General features: G+C 72.4%; 20 protein-coding genes. 4 read left to right on the top strand and 16 right to left on the bottom strand.

The window, feature by feature from the left end; genetic code table 11:
* Positions 1–117 precede the first annotated feature (117 nt).
* From OG357_RS32065 to OG357_RS32055, 3 genes are all read right to left on the bottom strand, one after another.
* On the bottom strand, positions 118–693 hold the full coding sequence (locus OG357_RS32065) for a histidine phosphatase family protein (protein WP_329625760.1): 576 nt from the start codon (positions 691–693) through the stop codon (positions 118–120).
* Between the two features lie 69 nt (positions 694–762).
* Positions 763–1,224 carry a GNAT family N-acetyltransferase gene (locus OG357_RS32060; RefSeq protein WP_329624447.1) on the bottom strand — a complete coding sequence of 154 codons (462 nt, stop codon included), beginning with the start codon at positions 1,222–1,224 and terminating at the stop codon, positions 763–765.
* Positions 1,225–1,328: 104 nt separating this feature from the next.
* Positions 1,329–2,762 (bottom strand): aminotransferase-like domain-containing protein, encoded by a 1,434-nt coding sequence (locus tag OG357_RS32055; RefSeq protein ID WP_329624446.1) that lies wholly within the window; start codon positions 2,760–2,762, stop codon positions 1,329–1,331.
* Here OG357_RS32055 and OG357_RS32050 point away from each other — a divergent pair.
* Positions 2,761–3,729 carry a DMT family transporter gene (locus OG357_RS32050; protein ID WP_329624445.1) on the top strand — a complete coding sequence of 323 codons (969 nt, stop codon included), beginning with the start codon at positions 2,761–2,763 and terminating at the stop codon, positions 3,727–3,729. The two genes, OG357_RS32055 and OG357_RS32050, sit on opposite strands and share 2 nt — an antisense overlap.
* Positions 3,730–3,812: 83 nt before the next feature.
* Positions 3,813–4,016 carry a DUF1918 domain-containing protein gene (locus OG357_RS32045; RefSeq protein ID WP_141298608.1) on the top strand — a complete coding sequence of 68 codons (204 nt, stop codon included), beginning with the start codon at positions 3,813–3,815 and terminating at the stop codon, positions 4,014–4,016.
* Here the strand turns inward: OG357_RS32045 and OG357_RS32040 are convergent.
* Positions 3,992–5,290, bottom strand: a complete 1,299-nt coding sequence (locus OG357_RS32040) for a glycoside hydrolase family 10 protein (protein WP_443066763.1) — start codon at positions 5,288–5,290, stop codon at positions 3,992–3,994. The genes OG357_RS32045 and OG357_RS32040 overlap by 25 nt on opposite strands.
* A gap of 170 nt (positions 5,291–5,460) precedes the next feature.
* On the opposite strand from OG357_RS32040, the gene OG357_RS32035 reads away from it, so the two are divergent.
* Complete coding sequence (locus OG357_RS32035) at positions 5,461–6,321, top strand: 3-hydroxybutyryl-CoA dehydrogenase (protein WP_329624443.1); 861 nt, start codon at positions 5,461–5,463, stop codon at positions 6,319–6,321.
* A gap of 67 nt (positions 6,322–6,388) precedes the next feature.
* Here OG357_RS32035 and OG357_RS32030 read toward each other — a convergent pair whose 3' ends face one another.
* From OG357_RS32030 to infC, 10 genes are all read right to left on the bottom strand, one after another.
* Positions 6,389–6,919, bottom strand: coding sequence for an NUDIX hydrolase (locus tag OG357_RS32030; RefSeq protein ID WP_329624442.1), 531 nt, complete (start codon positions 6,917–6,919; stop codon positions 6,389–6,391).
* A 70-nt stretch (positions 6,920–6,989) separates the two neighbouring features.
* Complete coding sequence (locus tag OG357_RS32025; RefSeq protein ID WP_329624441.1) at positions 6,990–8,333, bottom strand: transcriptional regulator; 1,344 nt, start codon at positions 8,331–8,333, stop codon at positions 6,990–6,992.
* Positions 8,334–8,623: 290 nt separating this feature from the next.
* Positions 8,624–9,691: a PP2C family protein-serine/threonine phosphatase gene (locus tag OG357_RS32020; protein WP_329624440.1), complete on the bottom strand. Its 1,068-nt coding sequence runs from the start codon at positions 9,689–9,691 to the stop codon at positions 8,624–8,626.
* A 274-nt stretch (positions 9,692–9,965) separates the two neighbouring features.
* Positions 9,966–12,494, bottom strand: a complete 2,529-nt coding sequence (pheT, locus tag OG357_RS32015; RefSeq protein WP_329624439.1) for a phenylalanine--tRNA ligase subunit beta — start codon at positions 12,492–12,494, stop codon at positions 9,966–9,968.
* Complete coding sequence (gene pheS, locus OG357_RS32010; RefSeq protein ID WP_317593859.1) at positions 12,494–13,621, bottom strand: phenylalanine--tRNA ligase subunit alpha; 1,128 nt, start codon at positions 13,619–13,621, stop codon at positions 12,494–12,496. Before pheS ends, pheT begins: the two co-directional genes overlap by 1 nt.
* A gap of 169 nt (positions 13,622–13,790) precedes the next feature.
* Positions 13,791–14,969: a sensor histidine kinase gene (locus tag OG357_RS32005; RefSeq protein ID WP_329624438.1), complete on the bottom strand. Its 1,179-nt coding sequence runs from the start codon at positions 14,967–14,969 to the stop codon at positions 13,791–13,793.
* Between the two features lie 81 nt (positions 14,970–15,050).
* Positions 15,051–15,890: a TrmH family RNA methyltransferase gene (locus tag OG357_RS32000; protein WP_329624437.1), complete on the bottom strand. Its 840-nt coding sequence runs from the start codon at positions 15,888–15,890 to the stop codon at positions 15,051–15,053.
* 128 nt (positions 15,891–16,018) lie between these two features.
* Positions 16,019–16,405 (bottom strand): 50S ribosomal protein L20, encoded by a 387-nt coding sequence (rplT, locus tag OG357_RS31995; RefSeq protein ID WP_024760684.1) that lies wholly within the window; start codon positions 16,403–16,405, stop codon positions 16,019–16,021.
* Positions 16,406–16,511: 106 nt separating this feature from the next.
* The gene (gene rpmI, locus OG357_RS31990; protein ID WP_024760685.1) at positions 16,512–16,706 is read right to left on the bottom strand and encodes a 50S ribosomal protein L35; all 195 of its coding nucleotides are present in this window, start codon (positions 16,704–16,706) and stop codon (positions 16,512–16,514) included.
* A gap of 122 nt (positions 16,707–16,828) precedes the next feature.
* Positions 16,829–17,524 carry a translation initiation factor IF-3 gene (gene infC, locus OG357_RS31985; RefSeq protein ID WP_329625759.1) on the bottom strand — a complete coding sequence of 232 codons (696 nt, stop codon included), beginning with the start codon at positions 17,522–17,524 and terminating at the stop codon, positions 16,829–16,831.
* A gap of 357 nt (positions 17,525–17,881) precedes the next feature.
* Here infC and OG357_RS31980 point away from each other — a divergent pair, with 357 nt between their 5' ends.
* Positions 17,882–18,259: a DUF1844 domain-containing protein gene (locus OG357_RS31980; protein ID WP_329624436.1), complete on the top strand. Its 378-nt coding sequence runs from the start codon at positions 17,882–17,884 to the stop codon at positions 18,257–18,259.
* Positions 18,260–18,292: 33 nt separating this feature from the next.
* Here OG357_RS31980 and OG357_RS31975 read toward each other — a convergent pair whose 3' ends face one another.
* The gene (locus OG357_RS31975; RefSeq protein WP_329624435.1) at positions 18,293–19,024 is read right to left on the bottom strand and encodes an SseB family protein; all 732 of its coding nucleotides are present in this window, start codon (positions 19,022–19,024) and stop codon (positions 18,293–18,295) included.
* Positions 19,025–19,070: 46 nt separating this feature from the next.
* Positions 19,071–20,273, bottom strand: coding sequence for a type VII secretion-associated serine protease mycosin (gene mycP, locus OG357_RS31970; protein ID WP_329625758.1), 1,203 nt, complete (start codon positions 20,271–20,273; stop codon positions 19,071–19,073).
* Between the last annotated feature and the right edge of the window lie 4 nt (positions 20,274–20,277).

Below are 20,277 nucleotides of genomic sequence, written 5' to 3'. Positions count from 1 at the left end.
GCGGGCCGGCGGCAGGGCCGGTGAGGAGGCCGGCCGTCGCCTGATTGTGCTGGACCGCGCTCCGTACCGTCGGCGTGTCCGTACCCCCGTCCGCTACGAGGGCACACGGCCCGTCGTTCAGCGCAGGGCGGCGTCGAGATGGAGGTGCCGGAGGCCGGGGCGGCCGGTGAGCGTGACGGTGGAGAGCGGGCGGACGTCGACGTTCCAGTACGTGGAGGGCGGCGCCTTCAGGGCGTACACGAGGGCGGCCCGGACGACAGAGGGTTCGGCGACGGCGACGATGGAGCAGTCCTCGGCGGGACGGGTGTCGAGCCAGTTCCCTATGCGGGTGATGAAGGCGAGGAGCGGTTCCCCGCCGTGCGGGGCGGTGCGGGCGTCGGTGAGCCAGGCGTCGACGGCGGCCGGTTCGAGGGCGGCGACCTCGGCGAGGGTGAGGCCGCGCCAGCGGCCCATGTCGCACTCGCGCAGCGCGGGCTGGGCGAGGGGGGCGTAGCCGAGGGCGGTGCCGGTGGCGCGGCTGCGCGGGGTCGGGGAGCAGTAGCGCAGTTCGGCCGCGCCGAGCGGGATGAGCGCGGGCGCGGCGACCTGCACCTCGTACCAGCCGGCCTCGTCGAGCGGCCGGTCGTCGTCGAAACGTTCGGCGAGCAGGGAGGAGCTGCGTGCCGCCGCGACGAGCGTCACCCGAAGACCCATGGCCGCGATCGTGAGGCCGGTGGGCGCCCAGGTCAAGGGGTCATTTCCCGGGACCGGAGGGCCGCCGGGTCACTGCTGCCCGAGAGCCATCCACTTGTCCGGATTCTGCAGTGGCGTGAAACCGACCTTCTCGTACACACCGTGCGCGTCGGCGGTGGCGAGCAGGATGCGGCGCAGTCCGTGCGGCGCGAGGTGGTCGCGGACGGCGGCGACGAGCGCGGTGCCGAGGCCGGTGCCGCGGGCCCCCGGGTCGACGTAGACGTCGCAGAGCCAGGCGAAGGTGGCGTAGTCGGTGACGATGCGCGCGTACGCGGCCATCGCGCCGGTCTCGCCGTGATAGGCGCCGAAGTTGAGCGATCCCGCGATGGCCGCGTCCTGCTTCTCCCGAGGTCGGCCGAGGGCCCAGTAGGCGTCCGAGGAGAGCCAGTGGTGGACGCGGGCCGCGTCGATCCGTGCGGGATCGGCTGAGATCTCGTACGCCCCGTGCATGACGGCGGTGCCGGAGGGGGCGGGGGTGGTGCTGGAGTTCATGGCCGCAGGGTCCCAGGGGCGCGGGCTCTTGTCAGGTGAATTTGCCACGCCCGGGCATCGCCGTGCCGCCCGGTCCGGGCCCCTCGCCCGGACCGGGCCGCCGCTCAGGCGGCGAGTTCGTCGACGGCCGTCCTCAGGCGGCGCACTCCTTCCGCGATCTCGGTGGGGCCCGCCACACCCGCGAAACTCAGCCGGATGTGGCCTGCGGGGGGTTCGGCGCAGAAGTAGGGGCGGCCCGGAGCGACGGCGACGCCGGTGCGCAGGGCCGTGGCGAGGAGCGAGGCCTCGGGCAGCGTGTCGGGGAGTCGGATCCAGAGGTGGTAGCCGCCGGAGGGGACGCGCGGCAGGGCGAACTCGGGGAGGTGGAGGGCGACGGCCGCGGTCATGGCCTCCCTGCGGCTCCTGAGCTCCTGGGAGACGGCCCGGAGGTGTCGGTGCCAGGCCGGGGCGCCGACGAGTTCGAGGGCGGCCTCCTGGAGGGGCCGGGGGACGAAGAAGCTGTCGACGACCTGGATGGCGCGCAGGCGTTCCAGGACGGGGCCGCGGGCGGCGAGGGCGCCGACGCGGAGGCTGGGCGAAGTCGGCTTGGTGAGCGAGCAGACGTGGACGACGACGCCGTCGGGGTCCTCGGCGGCGAGCGTGGCGGGGAGCGGCCCCGCGTCCTCGTGGACGAGACGGCGGGCGAAGTCGTCCTCGACGACGAAGGCTCCGGCGGCGCGGGCGATGCGGACGACCTCCCGGCGCCGTTCCGGGGCGAGCGCGGTGCCGGTCGGGTTCTGGAAGAGCGGCTGGCAGACGAAGACCCTGGCCCCGGTGGCCCGGAAGGCGGCTTCGAGGAGTTCGGGGCGGACCCCGTCGGCGTCGCCCGGTACGGGGACGGGCCGGAGTCCGGCGGCGCGGGCGACGGCGAGCATGCCCGGGTAGGTGGGCGATTCGACGAGCACGGGGGTGCCGGGCGGGGCGAGGGCGCGCAGGGCGGTGCTGATGGCGGACTGGCCGCCCGCGGTGATCAGCACCTCGGCGGCGGTGACGCTGCCGCCGATCTCGCGGGCGAACCACTCGCGCAGTTCGGGCAGGCCGTCCGTGGGCGGTCGTCCCCAGGCGCCGGGGCGGCGGCCGGCGCGGGCGAGGGCGGCGGCGAGGGCCCGCTCGGGCTGGAGGGAGTGGTGGAGGTAGCCGCCGTTGAACTCGATCACTCCCGGCGGCGGCACGGAGAGAGTGACGAGGACGCCGGAGGCGTCGACGGCCCGGGGGACGAGTTCGGTGGCGGTGTCCGCGCTGAGCGCGAGTTCTTGCCAGGAGGTGTCCCCGGCGACCGGGGTGGCACGCGGCTCGGCGCGGAAGACGCCGGCGCCGGGGCGGGTGACGACGAGCCCTTCGGCGGCGAGCTGGGCGAGGGCCCGGGTCACGGTGACCGGGGAGACGCGGTAGCGCTCGACGAGTGCCCGACTCGACGGCAGTTTTCCACCTGGAGAGTAGCGGTTGAGCTCCGCTCTCAGGGATTCTGCCAGTTCCGCGACACTGCTACGCTCATGCATGAGACCACAGGATAGCGCTACTGCCACCGCGACGATAGCGGTCACCGCCACCGAGGGAAGCACTCCGACCACCTCCGCAGGGCCGGCCTCCGGAGCTGAGACGCCCGCTCCCCCGACGCGCGGCACCCTGCTCGCCCTCCTCGGCGTGGTCTCCTTCTCGCTGACCTTCCCGTCGACCGTGTGGGGCCTGGAGAGCTTCGGGCCCTGGTCCTTGGTGGCCGTGCGCTCCACCCTCGCCGCACTCATCGCGGGCGCCTTCCTCCTCGCCGGCCGGGTGCCGCTGCCGGAGCGCCGCCACTGGGCCGGTCTCGCCGTCGTCGCCGGTGGTGTCGTCATCGGCTTCCCGCTCCTGACGACGCTGGCCCTGCAGACCTCCACCACCTCGCACGCCGCCGTCGTCGTGGGCCTGCTGCCGCTCACCACGGCGACGCTCGCCGCGATCCGGACGGGCCGGCGTCCGTCCCGTACCTTCTGGTGCGCCGCCGTCGCCGGAGCCGTCGTGGTGCTCGGCTTCACGCTCCAGCAGAGCGGCGGCGCGGTGTCCACGAGCGACGTGTACCTCTTCGGGGCGCTGCTCGTGTGCGCCGCCGGCTACACGGAGGGCGGCCGGCTCGCGTCGCTCATGCCGGGCTGGCAGGTCATCGGCTGGGCCCTGGTCTTCTGCCTGCCGCTGATGGCGGTCGCCTCGGCGGTCACGCTGTCGATCGAGCCGGTCCACCTCACCGCCCACGGCGTCATCGGCCTGGTGTGGGTGGCCGCCGGTTCCACCTTCTTCGGCCTGTACGTCTGGTACCGGGGCATGGCCGAGATCGGCATCCCCAAGGCCAGCCAGCTCCAGCTCTCGCAGCCGCTCCTCACCCTGATCTGGTCGGTGTTCCTGCTCGGCGAGTCGCTGCCTCTCGCCGCCCCGCTCGCCGCCGTGGGCGTCCTCGTCTGCATCGCGGTCACCCAGCGGGCGAAGAGCTGACGCGACGGATCGGGGTGGCGCGGGTCACAATGGCAGTCAGAGACTCCGAGTAGGACTGGCGCGTTCGCGAGGAGGTCACCCCGATGCAGGCGAGCGTGGGAGACAAGTTGCTGATGCACGGCCGCACCGTCGGTCAGCACGACCGTACGGCCGAGGTTCTGCAGGTACTCGGGGAGAACGGCACTCCCCCGTACCGCGTGAAGTTCGACGACGACGGTCACGAGGCCCTGATGTCGCCGGGCCCCGACACCGTCGTACGCCATCACCCGGGGGCGGAGGCCCGCTGAGCCCTCTCCTTCGGCGGACGGACCCTGGTCGGGTAGTGATCGGCCACCACGGCGGCCATCGCCCCGGCCCGGTCCGCGGCGACCTCTTTCGCCGCGAAGAAGCAGTGCCCGCCGACCGACCGGTACGTGGCGGCGAGCCCCAGGTGGCGTGACAGCTCCTTCGGGTCCTGCCAGGCCGTCGGCTGGGCGGGATCGCCCGCCTTGTAGAGCGCCTCGCCGATGTACAGGCCGACGCCGGTCCCGCGGACGACCGCGTCCCACCAGGGCAGCAGCTTCGCGTAGTCGGCGGCCGGCAGGCCGATGTTCCAGTACAGCTGCGGGACGACGTGGTCGATCCAGCCCTCCCGGATCCACTTGCGGGTGTCGGCGTACAGATCGTCGTACGTCTGGACTCCGGCGCGGGTGTCCGAGCCTTCGGGGTCGGTGGCGATGTTCCGCCACACACCGAAGGGGCTTATCCCGAATGCCACGTGCTTCTTGGTGTCCTTGATCCGGGCGGCCATCTCGGAGACCAGCAGGTCGGTGTTGTTCCGCCGCCAGGACGCCTTGTCGGGGAAGTCCGCCCCGTACCGCGCGTACGCCTCGTCGTCGGCGAAGACCTGCCCGGCCACCGGGTACGGATAGAAGTAGTCGTCCCAGTGCACGGCGTCGATGTCGTAGCGGCGCAGCGCGTCCAGCATCGCGTCCTGGACGAAGCGGCGGACCTCGGGCAGGCCGGGGTTGTAGTACAGCTTTCCGCCGTAGGGCAGGACCCACTCCGGATGGAGCCGGGCCGGGTGGTCGGTGACGAGCCGGGTCGGATCCGTGTGATTCGCCACTCGGTACGGGTTGAACCAGGCGTGCAGTTCGAGCCCGCGCGCGTGGGCCTCCTCGACCGCCGTGCCCAGCGGGTCCCAGCCCGGATCGCGACCCTGTACACCGGTCAGGCACTGGGCCCACGGCTCGTACGGCGAGGGCCACAGCGCATCGGCGGTCGGGCGGACCTGGAGGACCACCGCGTTGAGGTGGCGCTCGACGGCCGTGTCGAGATGGGCGAGGAGCTCGGCGCGCTGTTCCTCGGCGGTCAGGCCGGACCGGGAGGGCCAGTCGCGGTTGGCGACCGTGGCCACCCACATGCCCCGGAACTCGCGCTTGCGGTGAGGCCCTTTCCCCCGGTCCGGGGACGCGGCGGAGGCCGGCGCCGTCCCCCCTGCCGTTCCCGTTGTCGCTCCCGTCACCATGAGCGCCGCCCCGGTGGCGCCGGCCACGAACCCTCTTCTGCCGATAGGCCGCACTTGTACCCCTCTTCTGTCGGATACGTCACACCCACCCGGACAGCATGCCCGCCCCGGACGATCGATCATCGGTTAATGAGCGGTAACGTCGTGGGGGTCGAGGCGGACGCACCGGAATCACACGGGGCCCGCCGCCAGAGAAGAGCGAAAGGCACGAGGTGACGGACTCCATGGCCGACATTGAGCGCGTCGGAGTGGTGGGTTGCGGCCAGATGGGCGCGGGCATCGCAGAGGTGTGTGCCCGGAGCGGCCTTGAGGTGAAGGTCGCCGAGACCACCGGCGAGGCGCTGGAATTCGGTCGCACGCGGCTCTACAACTCGCTGGCGAAGGCCGCCGAACGCGGCAAGATCAGCGAGGAGGAGCGGGACGCGACGCTCGCCCGCCTCAGCTTCACCACGGACCTCGGCGAGTTCGCCGACCGCGACCTCGTGATCGAGGCGGTCGTGGAGAACGAGCAGGTCAAGACCGAGATCTTCCAGGTGCTCGACCAGGTGATGACCCGGCCCGACGCCATCCTGGCCTCGAACACCTCCTCCATCCCGCTCGTCAAGCTGGCCGTGGCGACCTCCCGCCCCGACCACGTCATCGGCATCCACTTCTTCAACCCGGCCCCGGTGCAGAAGCTCGTCGAGCTGATCCCGGCCCTCACCACCTCCGAGGGCACGATCAGCCGTGCGCAGGCCTTCGCCGAGAAGGCGCTCGGCAAGCACGCGATCCGCGCGCAGGACCGCTCCGGCTTCGTCGTCAACGCCCTGCTCGTGCCGTACCTGCTCTCCGCGATCCGGATGTTCGAGTCGGGCATCGCGAGCCGCGAGGACATCGACAACGGCATGGAGTACGGCTGCGCCCACCCGATGGGCCCGCTGAAGCTCTCCGACCTCATCGGTCTGGACACGATCGCCTCGATCGCCGACTCGATGTACGCCGAGTTCAAGGAGCCGCTGTACGCCGCTCCCCCGCTGCTCCAGCGCATGGTGGACGCGGGCCGGCTCGGCCGGAAGACGGGCTCGGGCTTCTACCCGTACTCCTGACCTCCCCTGAACACCGGACGGCCCGCACTCACGCACAGGTACGGGCCGTCCGGCATTTCCCGCTGTCTCAGCCGAGACGCAGGTGGTGGAGCATGAGCAGCCCGGCGACCATGTTGGCGGCCGGTATCTCGCCGCGGGCGATCATGTCGGGGATCTGTTTGAGCGGGATCCAGGCCCGCCGTGAGGACTCGAACGCGTCCTCGGGCGGACCGGTGTACGTGGCCCGTTCCGCCCAGTAGAGGTGATGGCGGGCGTCGGTGAGACCGTTCGACGGCTCGACGGTGAGGAGATGGCGCAGCGGCCCCGGCCGCCAGCCGGTCTCCTCCTCCATCTCGCGCGCGGCGGCGGTCTCGATGTCCTCCCCGTCCTCGACGATACCGGCGGCCAGTTCCCAGCCCCAGCTGTCGGTGATGAAGCGGTGGCGCCAGAGCATCAGGACTTCGTCGGCCTCGTTGACGGCGGTCGCGACGGCGACCGGGCGGAGCCGGATCAGATAGTGGTCGAGGTGGCGGCCGTCCGGAAGTTCGACGTCCGCGAGGTTCACCTGGAACCAGTGATTCTCATAGACAGAGTGTTCGCTCAGTTTCGTCCACTGCACGTTCTTGCCACCTTCCGACTGGTCGGTGCTTGTTTGGTGGCAATATCGCAGCAGTTGGAGGTCTACGGGGCTACAGGGGAACGCGCAGAGTCCCGTCGATGAGATCCGCCGCCTCCCGGGCGTCCCCTCCGCCGCTCGCGAGGAGATGCTCCCGCACCTGCCGCAGGCGGTCCCGCAGCCGCCGCGACTCCATCCCCCGGGCCCGCTCGGTCATCTCCACCGCCGTGCGCGCCGCCCCGTCGACCTCGCCCCGCCGCAGTTCGATCTGGCACAGCATGGCCAGCCGGTGCACCCGGCCCCGGTCGTGCGAGGGAGTCAGGACCGCCGCCGAGGCGTGCTCGTGGGCCGCGGGGAGATCACCCAGGCTGAGCAGGGCCTCCGCCACCTGCACGTTGACGAAACCCGGCTGTACGTACCCCGTCTCCGCCGGTTCCGCGCCCGGACTGATCCGCTCCGCCTCCGTCTCCGCCCGCCGGATGCAGGCCAGCGCGGCCGCCCCGTCGCCCAGATGCGCGTACGCCTTCGCCTGCATCGCCGTCAGATCGGCGGCGAGCGCCGGGGTGATCCGGCGCCCGGCGGCCCGCAGCGCCGCCTCCGCGAACGCCACCGCCTGCCGGTACTCCCCCATGAACAGCGACTGGTTGACCAGGAGCGCGATGACATAGGCGCCGAGGCCCCGGTCGCCACTGGCCTTCGCGAGCCGCAGCGCCTGATGGAAGTAGTGCTGGGCGAGACCGTGCGCGTCCGCGTCGTACGCGCAGATTCCGGCCACCGCCACCAGGCCGCCGGTGGCCCGGTGCAGTCGCCGGCCGAGCGCGTCGCTGTACGCGCCGCGGAGGAGCGGCGCGGTCTCGGTGGTGAGGAAGCCGACGATGCGGGCGCGCGTCGCGATGCCCCCCGCCTTGCGGTACATCTGCTCGTAGTGGGAGCGAGCGGCGCTCAGTACGGCGATGTCGGTCGCGGACACCGTGGTCCCCCGGCCGTCGCGGGAGACGTCCATGTCCTCCGGCGGGTTCTCCCACTCCCACACCGGCATCACCGCAGGGGTGCCCGTCACGGCCTGCGCGCCGACCATGTGCGGGCGCTGCTGCTCGTCGGATCGCCACAGGGCCGACGCGCGGTCGACGAAGCCGGAGAGCGGCGTACCGAAGGCGGGCGGCGGTCCGCCCGGCACTCCGAGGCCGATGTCGTCCAGGGTCACCTGCCGGTGCAGCCGGGCGGCGAGCACCTCGCAGATCAGGTCGGGCACCTGGCCACGCGGCCGCTGGCCCTTCAACCAGCGGGCCACGGCGGTGTGTTCGTAGCGCAGGGGGATGCCCCTGGCCCGGCCGGCCCGGTTCACGCGGGCGGCGAGCCCGGCGTGGGAGACGCCCGCTTCGTCGAGCAGGGCGTCGAGCAGGGTGTTGGGCTGCATGCCCCCTCCGGTCGCTCGGTGAACTCAGCCTAGGGGTGTCGGACGCGGCCCGTGGCCGAATCCCTACGGGCGATTTCGCACGGGGTGTGAACGAAGTACCCGTTCTTCCGGTCCGCGTACTCTGCCCCGCCCGGCCCCGCACCGCTTGACTGTGCTTCTCGCCGCAAGGCGACGACCGGGCCGCCGGCTCCCCCCTCTTACAGTGCGGCCGCCCGGTCCGCGTCGCCCGCCCCGCTGATCTGCCCGACACTCCGTGGCGGGGCGGGCGACGCCGGCGCCGGCCCCTCCGCTCAACAGTGGGAGGAGGGGGCGGGCCGGGGGCGGCGCAGCCCGGGTTCGGCGGGCTGCGCCGGCACCCGGACACGGTCGTTGCGGACGACGAGGAGCGCGATGTCGTCGGAGAGGCGACCGCCCGTGTGGTCGAGGAGTGCCGCGTGGACCCGGCGGACCAGCATCGCGGGCGCTTCGCCGGCCATCCTGGCCAGGGCGTCGTCGAGGGCGAAGAACCGGCCGCGGTGATCACGGGCCTCCTCCGCCCCGTCGGTGTACAGGACCAGCGTCTCGCCGGGAAGCAGCCGGGAGCCGGCGTACGGCGCGAGCACGGCGGGCAGCGGAAGGACCCCGAGCGGGGGAAGCGGATCGCCGAGCGGCAGCCGCTCCACCCGCCGTCCGAGGCGGTACGGGCCCGGGTGACCGCAGTTGAGCACCGAAAGCCGCCCGTCGGCCGCGACCTCCAGGAGCAGCAGGGTCACGAACTCCTCGGCCACCGGATGCTCCGGCTCCACCCCGCTCCGCGCCGGATGCTCGTCGCGCGCCCGCTCCCGCAGATGCCGTTCGAGGGCCCGCTCCAACCGCCGCAGGACACCGCCGAGTTCCGCTTCGTCATGTGCGGCCTCGCGAAAACTCCCCAGCACGGCCACCACGGCACCGAGCGCGGCGAGCCCGTGCCCCCGCACGTCCCCGACGACGATCCGCACGCCGTACGGGGTGGCCACCGCCTCGTACAGGTCCCCGCCGACGGAGGCGCCCCGCGAGGCCGACAACTGCCCGGCGGCGAGCGCCAGTCCGTCGAGTCGGGCGGGCGGCGGCCGCAACAGCACCTGCTGCGCGGCGTCGGCGACGGCCCGGACCCGGGCCAACTCGCGGGCGAGCCCCCGCCGGACGCCGAGGACGAGCCCGGTGCCGACGGTGAGGAAGACGACGCTGGTGGCGATCCGCATGGGCAGCCCCGGCTGCCGGGCCAGCGGACAGCCGAACTTCCACACCACGGCCACCGCGCCCCAGGCGGTGGGAAGAGCGAGCGGGGCCAGCCGGCGGAGCCGGGAGCCAGCGGAGACCAACGACCTGGAACGGATCATGCACGGCCCTTCCCGAGCCCCGACAGCGCCCGAAGGCCCTGCGGCCCACAGGTCCGCCCCTGCGGCCGCGTCGATTCTGCCGACCGTACGGGCCACGGGGGAACACCCCTCGGCGATCTCACCCGAAGGAGTGAGCGCCCCCGGCGCGCCGCCTTTCGCCAGGCCTCCGCCACGCGCACGGGCGGACGAACCACGAGCAGACGACCGATCAGAACGGCGGAGGGCCGCCCCGGGTGCGTACCCGGGGCGGCCCTCCGTGTCGTGCTCGTGCGCGTCAGGCGCCGCGCAGGACGGCCCCCGTGCGCTCGGACGCCAGGGCGACCGCCGCGTCGCGGGCCGCGGTGGCCTCGTCGACCGTGAGGGTGCGGTCCGTGGCGCGGAACTTCAGCGCGTACGCCAGGGACTTGGTGCCCTCGTCCAGCTGATCGCCGGTGTAGACGTCGAACAGGCGGATGGACTCCAGGAGCTCACCCGCGCCCTCGGTGAGGGCGGCCTCGACCTCGGCGGCCGGGACCTCGGTGGCGACGACCAGGGCGACGTCCTGGGTGGCGACCGGGAAGGAGGAGATCCGGGGGGCCTTGAGCGGGCCCTCGTTCGCCTTCTCCAGGAGGTCCAGGTCGATCTCCATCGCGCAGCTGCGGGCCGGGAGGCCGAACGCCTTCACGACGCGCGGGTGGAGCTCGCCGGCGTGGCCGACGAGGACCTTCTCGCCGTCGATCTCGGCGTGGAACGCGGCGCAGCGGCCCGGGTGCCACGGGGCGTGCTGATCGGCGCTGATGATCAGCTCGACCCCGGCCTCGACGGCCACGGTCCGGCCGGCCTCGACCGCGTCCGCCCAGTCGGACGGACGGCCCTTGCCCCACCAGCCGGCCTGCTCGCGCGCACCGGCGAGGACGACGGCGGCGCGACGCGGCTGCGCGGGCAGCGCGGCGTTGACGACGGCGACCTCCTCGTCGGTGGGACGGCGGTCGACGGGCAGCCGGACGGCGACGCCGGGCTGTCCCTCGGGCCGGAAGACGAGACCGGTCTCGAAGAGCGCCAGGTCGTGGCTGCCGCGACTGTCGTTGCGACGGAGCGCGCCGAGCAGGCCCGGGAGCAGCGTCGTACGGAGCGCGGGCTCCTCGTCCGAGAGCGGGTTGACCAGGGTCACGAGCCGACGACGGGCGTCGTCCGCGTCGAGACCGAGGTTGTCGAGGGCCTGCTCGCCGATGAACGGGTAGCTGAGCGCCTCGACGTAGCCGGCGCCGGCCAGGGCGCGGCCCACCCGGCGGTGGGTGCGCTGGCGCTCGGTGAGCCCGCGGCCGGCCGGGGGCTTCGGCAGCGTGGAGGGCAGGTTCTCGTAGCCCTCCAGACGGATGACCTCTTCGGCGAGGTCGTTCGGCTCGCTGAGGTCGGGGCGCCACGAGGGCACCGTGACGACGATCTCGTCCTGGCCGTAGACGTCGCAGCCGACCTCCTGGAGGCGGCGGACGACGGTCTCACGGCCGTAGTCGACGCCCGCGACCTTGTCCGGGTGGTTCGCCGGCATGGTGATCGTGCGCGGCGCGGACGAGGCGCTGATCTCGGTGACGCCGGCCTCGGCCGTGCCGCCCGCGAGCAGCACGAGCAGGTCGACGGTGCGCTGCGCGGCAGCGGCGGCGGCCTGCGGGTCGACGCCACGCTCGAAGCGCTTGGACGCCTCGGAGGACAGCTTGTGGCGGCGGGCGGTGCGCGCGATCGAGATCGCGTCGAAGTGCGCGGCCTCGATGACGACCTCGGAGGTGCCGGTGACGAAGCCGGTCTCCGGGTCGGTCACCGGGTCGGCGATCTCCGTGTTCGCGCCGCCCATGACGCCGGCGATGCCGATCGGACCGCGGTTGTCGGTGATGACCAGGTCCGCCGCGTCCAGGACGCGGACGGTGCCGTCGAGGGTCGTGATCTTCTCGCCGGCCTCGGCGCGGCGCACCCCGATGGGGCCGTCGAGACGGCTCCGGTCGTAGGCGTGCAGCGGCTGACCGAGTTCCAGCATCACGTAGTTGGTGACGTCCACGGCCAGCGAGATCGGGCGCATGCCGGCCTTCTGCAGGCGGCGCTGCAGCCAGATCGGGGAGCGCGCCTCGGGCGCGAGGCCGACGACGGTGCGCGCGGTGAAGCGGTCGCAGCCGATCGGGTCGGAGACCTGGACCGGGTAGCCGTACGCGTTCGGCGCGGGCACGTCGAGGAGCGCCGGGTCGCGCAGCGGCAGGCCGTACGCGATGGCGAGCTCGCGGGCGATGCCGCGCAGGGAGAGGCAGTAGCCGCGGTCCGGGGTGACGGCGATGTCGAGGACCTCGTCGTACAGCTCCAGGAGGACCGTGGCGTCGATGCCGATCTCGTACTCCGGCGGGAGCACGATGATGCCGTGCGTGCCGTCGTCGCCCATGCCCAGCTCGTCGCCGGAGCAGATCATGCCGCGGGACACCCGGCCGTACGTCTTGCGCTCGGCGATCCGGAAGTCACCGGGGAGGACGGCGCCGGGCAGGGCCACGACGACCTTGTCGCCGACGGCGAAGTTCCGGGCGCCGCAGATGATCTCCTGCGGCTCGCCGGTGCCGTTGGCCTGGCCGACGTCGACGGTGCAGAAGCGGATGGGCTTCTTGAACTCCGTCAGTTCCTCGATGGTGAGGACCTTGCCGACCACCAGCGGGCCGGTCAGGCCGGTGCCGAGCTGCTCGACGGTCTCGACCTCGAGGCCTGCCGAAATGAGTTTGGCCTGGACGTCTCGGCCGGTCTCCGTCGCCGGCAGGTCGACGTACTCCCGCAGCCAAGAAAGCGGGACCCGCATCAGATCTCCATCCCGAACGGCCGGGTGAACCGGACGTCACCCTCGACCATGTCTCGCATGTCGTCGACGTTGTGGCGGAACATCAGCATCCGCTCGATGCCGAACCCGAAGGCGAATCCGCTGTACTTCTCGGGGTCCACACCGCAGGCGACGAGCACCTTCGGGTTGACCATGCCGCAGCCGCCGAGCTCGATCCAGCCCTCGCTGCCGCAGGTGCGGCAGGGACGGTCCGGGTTGCCGACGGACTCGCCGCGGCAGACGTAGCAGAGCATGTCCATCTCGGCGGACGGCTCGGTGAAGGGGAAGAAGTTCGGGCGGAGCCGGGTCTTCATGTCCGGGCCGAAGAGCGCCTGGACCATGTGGTCCAGGGTGCCCTTGAGGTCGGCCATGGTCAGGCCCTCGTCGACGGCGAGCAGCTCGATCTGGTGGAAGACCGGGGTGTGCGTGGCGTCGAGCTCGTCGGTGCGGTAGACGCGGCCGGGGCACACCACGTAGACCGGGGGCTCCCGGTCGAGGAGGGTGCGGGCCTGGACCGGCGAGGTGTGCGTGCGCAGCACGACGCCGGACTCGTCACCCGTGGTGCCCTCTGGGCCCTGGATGAAGAACGTGTCCTGCATCTGGCGCGCCGGGTGGTCCGGGACGAAGTTGAGGGCGTCGAAGTTGAACCACTCCGCCTCGACCTCGGGGCCCTCGGCGACCTCGTACCCCATGGAGACGAAGACGTCCGCGACGCGCTCCATGAGCGTCGTCAGCGGGTGCCGGGCGCCGGCCGGGACACGGTCGTACGGCAGGGTGACGTCGACGGCCTCCTCGACGAGGACGCGGGCGTCCCGCTCGGCCTCCAGCTCGGTCTGGCGGGCGGCGAGCGCCTTGGAGACCGCGCCGCGGGCCTGGCCCACGACCTTTCCGGCGGCGGCCTTGGCCTGCGGGGGCAGGGCGCCGATCTCGCGATTGGCGAGCGCCAGCGGCGAGGTGCCGCCGGTATGCGCGGTCTTCGCGTGCGCGAGCGCGTCGAGGTCGCCGGCGGCCGCGAAGGCGGCGAGCGCCTCGTCCCGCATGCGCTCGATCTCTTCCGGTTTCAAGGCCTCGACCTCGACCGGGTCGTACGACTTATTCGGTGCCGACATCTCTTCCCGTGCTTCCGTTTGGCTGGCTGGGCGCGGCCCCGCTCGACGACAAGGGCGCAAACGTGCCAAAGGTCGAGTCTAACGGGGCGCTCGGACGGTGATGAGCCCGTGGGCAGGCCGGGCGGCCTCTGATCTCGTCTGGATCTTGTCCGAAACTGGTCGGATCTCGTCAGATGAGATGGGCCGGGGTGCCGACGGGCAGGGTAAATCGGAACTCGGCCCCGCCGCGGGGGCCCCGTCCGACGGTGATGGTGCCGCCGTGGGCCTCGACGATGCCCTTGACGATGTAGAGGCCGAGGCCGGTGCCACCGCGTTTGCTGCCCCGCCAGAAGCGGGTGAAGACGCGGCTCATCGACGCTTCGGGGATGCCGGGGCCCTCGTCGCTCACGGTGACCTCCGTCCCCTCTTCTCCGTCGTCGCCCGCCGTACCGGGTGCCACCTCGATGGTGACGGTTCCGTCGCCGTGGCGCACCGCGTTTTCCAGGAGGTTGCCGAGGATCTGGTCGATCTTGTCGGGGTCGGCCCAGAGCGCGGGCAGCTGCGGCCTGATCCGTACGAAGAAGCGGTCCGGGGACTGGCCGCCGGTGGTGTGGACCTGGATGTGGCGGCCGATGGCGGCGGCGAGGTCGACGGGCTGGCGGCGTACCTCGAGGCGGCCGGAGTCGATCCGGGAGATGTCGAGGAGCTCGGCGATGAGGCGCTTGATGCGGCCCGCGTCGGCGTCGACGGTCTCCAGCATCAGCCGCTTCTGCTCGTCGGTGAACCGCTCCCACTTGTCGAGGAGGGTCGCCGTGAAGCCCTTGACGGAGGTGAGCGGGGAACGCAGCTCGTGGGCGACGGTGGCGATGAGCTCGGCGTGGCTGCGCTCGGTGCGGCGGCGGGCGTCGGTGCCGCGCAGGGAGACCACGACGCGGCGGACGGGGCCTGTGGGGTACTCGCGGACGTACCGGGCGGAGACGAGGACCTCGCGGCCGCCGGGGAGCAGCAGATTGCGCTCGGGCTGGCCGCGGCGGGTGGCGAGTCCGCCGTACGGGTCGGTCAGGGTCCACCAGCGGCGCCCCTTGAGGTCCTCAAGGGGGAGGGCCTGGTCGAGGGGGAGGCCGAGGGCACGGTCGGCGGGTACGGCGGTGATGCGGCCGGCGGCGGCGTTGAAGCAGACGACCCGACCGCTCTCGTCGGCGATGACGAGGCCGTCGGGCAGGTCGTCGGGGTGGACCCCGGCGAAGGCGGTGGTGGTGTCGGCGGTGGAGGCCGTGTCGTCCGCGGGTGTCCCGGCGGCTCCGGGCTCCTCCGGGGCGTGCGGTGCGGCGCTCCGTGCCTGTGCGGGACTGTCCGTGCCGACCGTCATCCCCGTATCCCACCCCTCCGTGTAGCGCAGTGGGCCCCCGAAAGGGTCACTCTACTGGGCGGGGGCGCCGGAATGGACCCTTCAGGCGGAGGTTCGGGGGCGCTGGGCGCGGGCGGAGGCGTACAGGCAGACGGCGGCCGCGGTCGCGAGGTTGAGGCTCTCGGCCTTGCCGTGGATGGGGACGCGGACGACGGCGTCGGCGAGGGCCCTGGTCTCCTCGGGCAGGCCCCAGGCCTCGTTGCCGAAGATCCAGGCGGTGGGCCCGCCCATGGTGCCGGCGTCCAGTTCGGCGTCGAGGTCGTCCTGGCCCGCTCCGTCGGCGGCGAGGATCCGTACGCCGGCGCTCTTGAGCCCGGCGACGGCCTGCTCCACGGGGACGCCGACGGCGACCGGCAGGTGGAAGAGGGAGCCGACGGAGGCGCGGACGGACTTGGGGTTGTACAGGTCGACGGAGGCGTCGGTGAGGACTACGGCGTCGGCGCCGGCGGCGTCGGCGCAGCGCAGTACGGTGCCGGCGTTCCCGGGGTCCCGGACGTGGGCGAGGACGGCGACCAGCTTGGGCCGGGCGGCGACGATCTCCTCGAAGGGCGAGTCCAGGAAGCGGCAGACGCCGACGATCCCCTGCGGGGTGACGGTCTGGGAGACCTCGGCGAGGACGGCGTCGGAGGCGTGGTGGACACGGGCTCCGGAGGCGAGCGCGGCCTCGATGATCGGGGCGTACCGCTCGGCGGCCTCGACGGTGGTGAAGAGCTCGACGAGGGTCGGTTCCCCGCTCGCCCCGCGGTGCTCGACGGCCTCACGGACGGCCTGCGGGCCCTCGGCGATGAAGAGGCGGTCCTTGCCCCGGAAGTTGCGCTTGGCGAGCCGCCGGGCGGCGACGACGCGCGGGGAACGCGGGGAGATCAGCTCGGGGGTGACCATGAGGTGCGGCGGTTCTCTCTTCGAGTCTTCGAGGTCTTCGAGGGGGACGGCGACTTCGGGGCCGACGCACCCGGACCCGCAGGCGCACGCGCCTGCGGGTCCGGGCAGAGGTACTGCGGCCTGGAAGATCAGGCGGCGGCCTTCGGGGCGTTGACGTCAGCCGGCAGAGCCTTCTGCGCGACCTCGACCAGCGCGGCGAACGCGTTGATGTCGTTGACGGCCAGCTCGGCGAGGATCTTGCGGTCCACCTCGATGTTGGCGGCGTTCAGACCCTGGATGAGGCGGTTGTACGTCATGCCGTTCTGACGGGCAGCGGCGTTGATGCGCTGGATCCACAGACGGCGGAAGTCGCCCTTGCGCTTCTTGCGGTCGTTGTAGTTGTAGACCAGCGAGTGGGTGACCTGCTCCTTGGCCTTGCGGTACAGGCGCGAACGCTGACCGCGGTAGCCGGAGGCCGCCTCGAGGATTGCCCGGCGCTTCTTGTGGGCGTTGACTGCCCGCTTGACGCGTGCCACTTGTTAACTCCTTGTAGCGGGGTCGTGGTGGTCCTCACACGACCCGAAAAACGAATGGATCCCGGTCTGAGCCGGATGCCCCCGTCGCCGAGGGCGGGAGATCAGATCAGATGCCCAGCATCTTCTTGATCTTGGCGGCGTCACCCGGGGCCATCTCGGCGTTGCCGGTGAGGCGACGCGTCAGCTTGGACGACTTGTGCTCGAGCAGGTGGCGCTTGCCGGCGCGCTCGCGCATGATCTTGCCGGTGCCGGTGACCTTGAAGCGCTTCTTGGCACCGGAGTGCGTCTTGTTCTTCGGCATCGCGCCGTATCTCCTCGTCAGTGGCGCTCCCCCGGTGTGGAGACCGGACTGCCGGGAGCGTCAATTCTTAGTGTGGTGGTTCCGGGCGGGGCCCGGGGCTGCCTGGATGGCAGCCCGTCGGGTCACGCCTCGGGGTTCTCGACCGGAGCGTCGGCCTCGGCCTCGGCGACCGGAGCCTCGGCGGCCTCGGTCTCCTCGACCTGAGCCTCCTCGACCGGAGCGTCGGACGCCTCGTCGGCGGCGACGCCCTGGCGCTCGGCCTTGCGTGCGGCCTGGGCCTCACGCGCCTCGGCCATGGCCTCGGTCTTCTTCTTGTGCGGGCCGAGAACCATGATCATGTTCCGGCCGTCCTGCTTCGGGTTGGACTCGATGAAGCCAAGCTCCTCGACGTCCGACGCCAGCCGCTGAAGCAGCCGGAAACCAAGCTCGGGGCGGGACTGCTCACGACCACGGAACATGATCGTGATCTTGACCTTGTCGCCCTGCTTGAGGAACCGGACGACGTGACCCTTCTTGGTGTCGTAGTCGTGCGGGTCGATCTTCGGCCGGAGCTTCATCTCCTTGATGACCGTGTGCGCCTGGTTCTTGCGCGCCTCACGGGCCTTCATGGCCGACTCGTACTTGAACTTCCCGTAGTCCATGAGCTTGCACACGGGCGGACGGGCGGTCGCCGCGACCTCGACCAGATCGAGGTCGTACTCCTGTGCGAGCTCCAGGGCCTTGGCAAGCGGAACAATCCCGACCTGCTCGCCGCTGGGTCCGACAAGTCGCACCTCGGGAACGCGAATCCTGTCGTTGATGCGGGGCTCGGCGCTGATGGATCCTCCTCGGTAGCACCACGCGACCGCCTGGCGGACGGACGCGCAACGTCTGTTTCACTGAGACCAACCGAGCCGGCGCACAAAAAACGCCCCGGACGGGACACAGGCGGGGCTCCACGGAAATACCGGAGCACCGCCGCAGTCAACCGCGGGGCGCAGAATCGGGCGGTTCCATCGTCCGTACGGAACGATGGGGACCACCTGACCGGTGACCCGCCACCCGCGAGGGTGGTCAGGTGGGAGTACGGAGCCTCCACTTGTGGGCCGGGCACATAGGTGTCCGGCCGGTCGTTACACAAGGTTAGCAGGACCCGGCGGTCTCCGCTAACCGAGGACCGGCCTATCGTATGAGGCATGAGCGAGACCCCCCAGAACGAGTCCGCGGACTCCCCCGAAAACCCCGACTTCGACGCCATGACCCGCGACATCGCGGAGGTCCCGGCCGTCGAGGTGATCGTGACGGTCGCCGTCAACCTGATGAGCGCCGCCGCGGTGAAGCTCGGGCTCACCGAGGAGGGCGACAAGTACAAGGACCTCGACGAGGCCCGCAAGCTGGTGCACGCGCTCGCGGGCCTGCTGGACGCCGGCGCGACGGAGATCTCCTCCTTCCACGCCGCTCCCCTGCGGGACGGCCTGAAGTCCCTTCAGCTCGCCTTCCGCGAGGCGTCCCTGATCCCGGACGAGCCGGGCCAGGGTCCTGGCGAGAAGTACACCGGTCCGGTGTACGGCTAGGAGTCGGTGTACGGCTAGGACGTCTCTCCGTTACTACCGCTTGACGTAGAAGGGCTCGCCGGGAGGCGTGGCCGAGGCCGGCAGCAGTGCCAGGTCGAGGCCCCGCACCAGGCGGGCCCTCAGTGTTTCGTCGGCCGCGAGGGCGCGGGCGACGCGCTGGGCGGCCTCCGCCGGGGCGGCGTCCCCGCCGAGGACCAGGGCGAGGGTGCCGTCGGCGCTGCCGGGGCCCAGGTGGGCGCGGAGGACCGCGGGCTCGGCGGCGACGGCGGCCCGTACGGCCTCCCGTACGGCCGGGTCGTCGAGCGGGTCGGTGCTGGAGCGGCCCTCGGCGAGGGCGAGCAGCGCCGGTCCCGTGAGCTGGTACGGGACGGGGCCCGCGAGGTCCAGGACGACGGTGTCGGCCTTCTCGTGGGCGGCGGCCTGGAGCGCCTGGTGGAGCGGTACGGCCACGGGCCGGGCCTCCGGGTCCCACAGGGCGAGCGAGGCGATCGAGGTGAAGGCGGGCAGGGCCCGGCGGTCGCCCGCGGTGAGGGTGGGGACCGCCATGTCGCTGGTCTTCTCACGGCGCAGGCCGTTCTCGTCGGTCTCCACCTCGCCGAGGAGGGCGACCACGGGGACGAGCAGCCGGGCGCCCTTGAGCGCTTCGAGGACCGGGCCGTGGGCGGTCCTGTCCTCCGCCCAGGCCGCGAGGGCCGCGGCGAGCCGCGGGTCGGCGGTGCCGTCGTCGTCGGAGAAACCAGGGTCCGGAATGTTCTTGAGCGCCACGCACCGAGCCTAACGGGCTACGCGGGCAGTCCTGTCCGCCGGGTCGTCAGCGGGTGCGCCTCGTACGCCCGAGGGCGATCGCGGCCAGGAGCAGCAGGACGCCGAGTCCGCCGGCGGCGGGGGCGAGGAGGCCGACGGGGCGGCTCTCCTCGACGGCGGGGGTCGGGCCGGGGCCGAAGTACTGCCCCCGGTAGCCGGTGGTGGTGTTCTTGGGGTCGCCGCCCTTGCGCGTGGCCCCGGCCTTGATGGCGGCGGCCGGGTCGACCGTCCCGTACCCCTTGGCGTCGCTGCGGCCACCCTTGGGGCGGTTGCGGGCGGTGTCGATGAGCAGCTGCTTGATCTGGGCCGGGGTGAGGTCGGGGTGGGCGGACCTGACGAGCGCGACGGCGCCGGAGACGAACGCGGCGGCGGCGCTGGTGCCCCAGCCCTCGTAGTAGCGGCGGTCGGGGTCGGCGATGACGATCTCGAGGCCGGGGGCGCTGACCGTGGCGTACCAGCGGCGGGTGGAGAACGAGGCGTGGGTGCCGTAGCGGTCGACGGCGGTGACGGCGATGACGCCGGGGTAGGCGGCGGGGTACGAGATGTGGTCGCCCTTCTCGCCGCCGTTGCCGGCGGAGGCGACGACGGAGACGCCCTTGGCGAGGGCGTACTGGACGGCGGCGTCCTCGCCCGCGTCGGGGTGGGCGGACTTGGAGTCGTCGCCGAGGGAGAGGTTGATGACGTCGGCGCCGTGGTCGGCGGCCCAGCGGATGCCCTCGGCGAGGGCGGTGCCGCGGGTCTTGCGGGCCTTGTCGCGGGCCTTGTCGCTGCTTTCCAGAATGACCCGGACGGGCAGGATCTCGACGTCGGGGGCGACGCCGAGGACGCCGCTCTCGTCGCCGGGGCCGTGGCCGTGCCCGGCGATGATGCCGGCCATCGCGGTGCCGTGACGGGCCCAGGCGCGGTCACCCTTGGAGGCGCCGAATCCGATGAGGTCGCGGCCGGGGAGGACGGAGCCGGCCAGGTCCGGGTGGTCGGCGTCGACGCCGGTGTCGAGGACGGCGACCTTGATGCCCTCGCCCTTGGTGGTGCGCCAGGCCTCGGTGGTGTGCATGGCCTCCAGGCCCCACTGCCGGGCCCGGATGGTGTCGGCGTGGGCGGGGGCGGTGGTCGCGGGCAGCACGGAGAAGGCGGCGGCGAGGAGGACGACGGCGGTCGCCCGGGTGGACGTGGCCGCCCGGGTGGAGGTGATCGCCCGGGCGGAGGTCATCGCC

Origin of the sequence: Streptomyces sp. NBC_01255 (assembly GCF_036226445.1) — a bacterium.
GTDB lineage: Bacteria > Actinomycetota > Actinomycetes > Streptomycetales > Streptomycetaceae > Streptomyces.
This window is presented reverse-complemented; position numbering and strand designations above follow the sequence as displayed.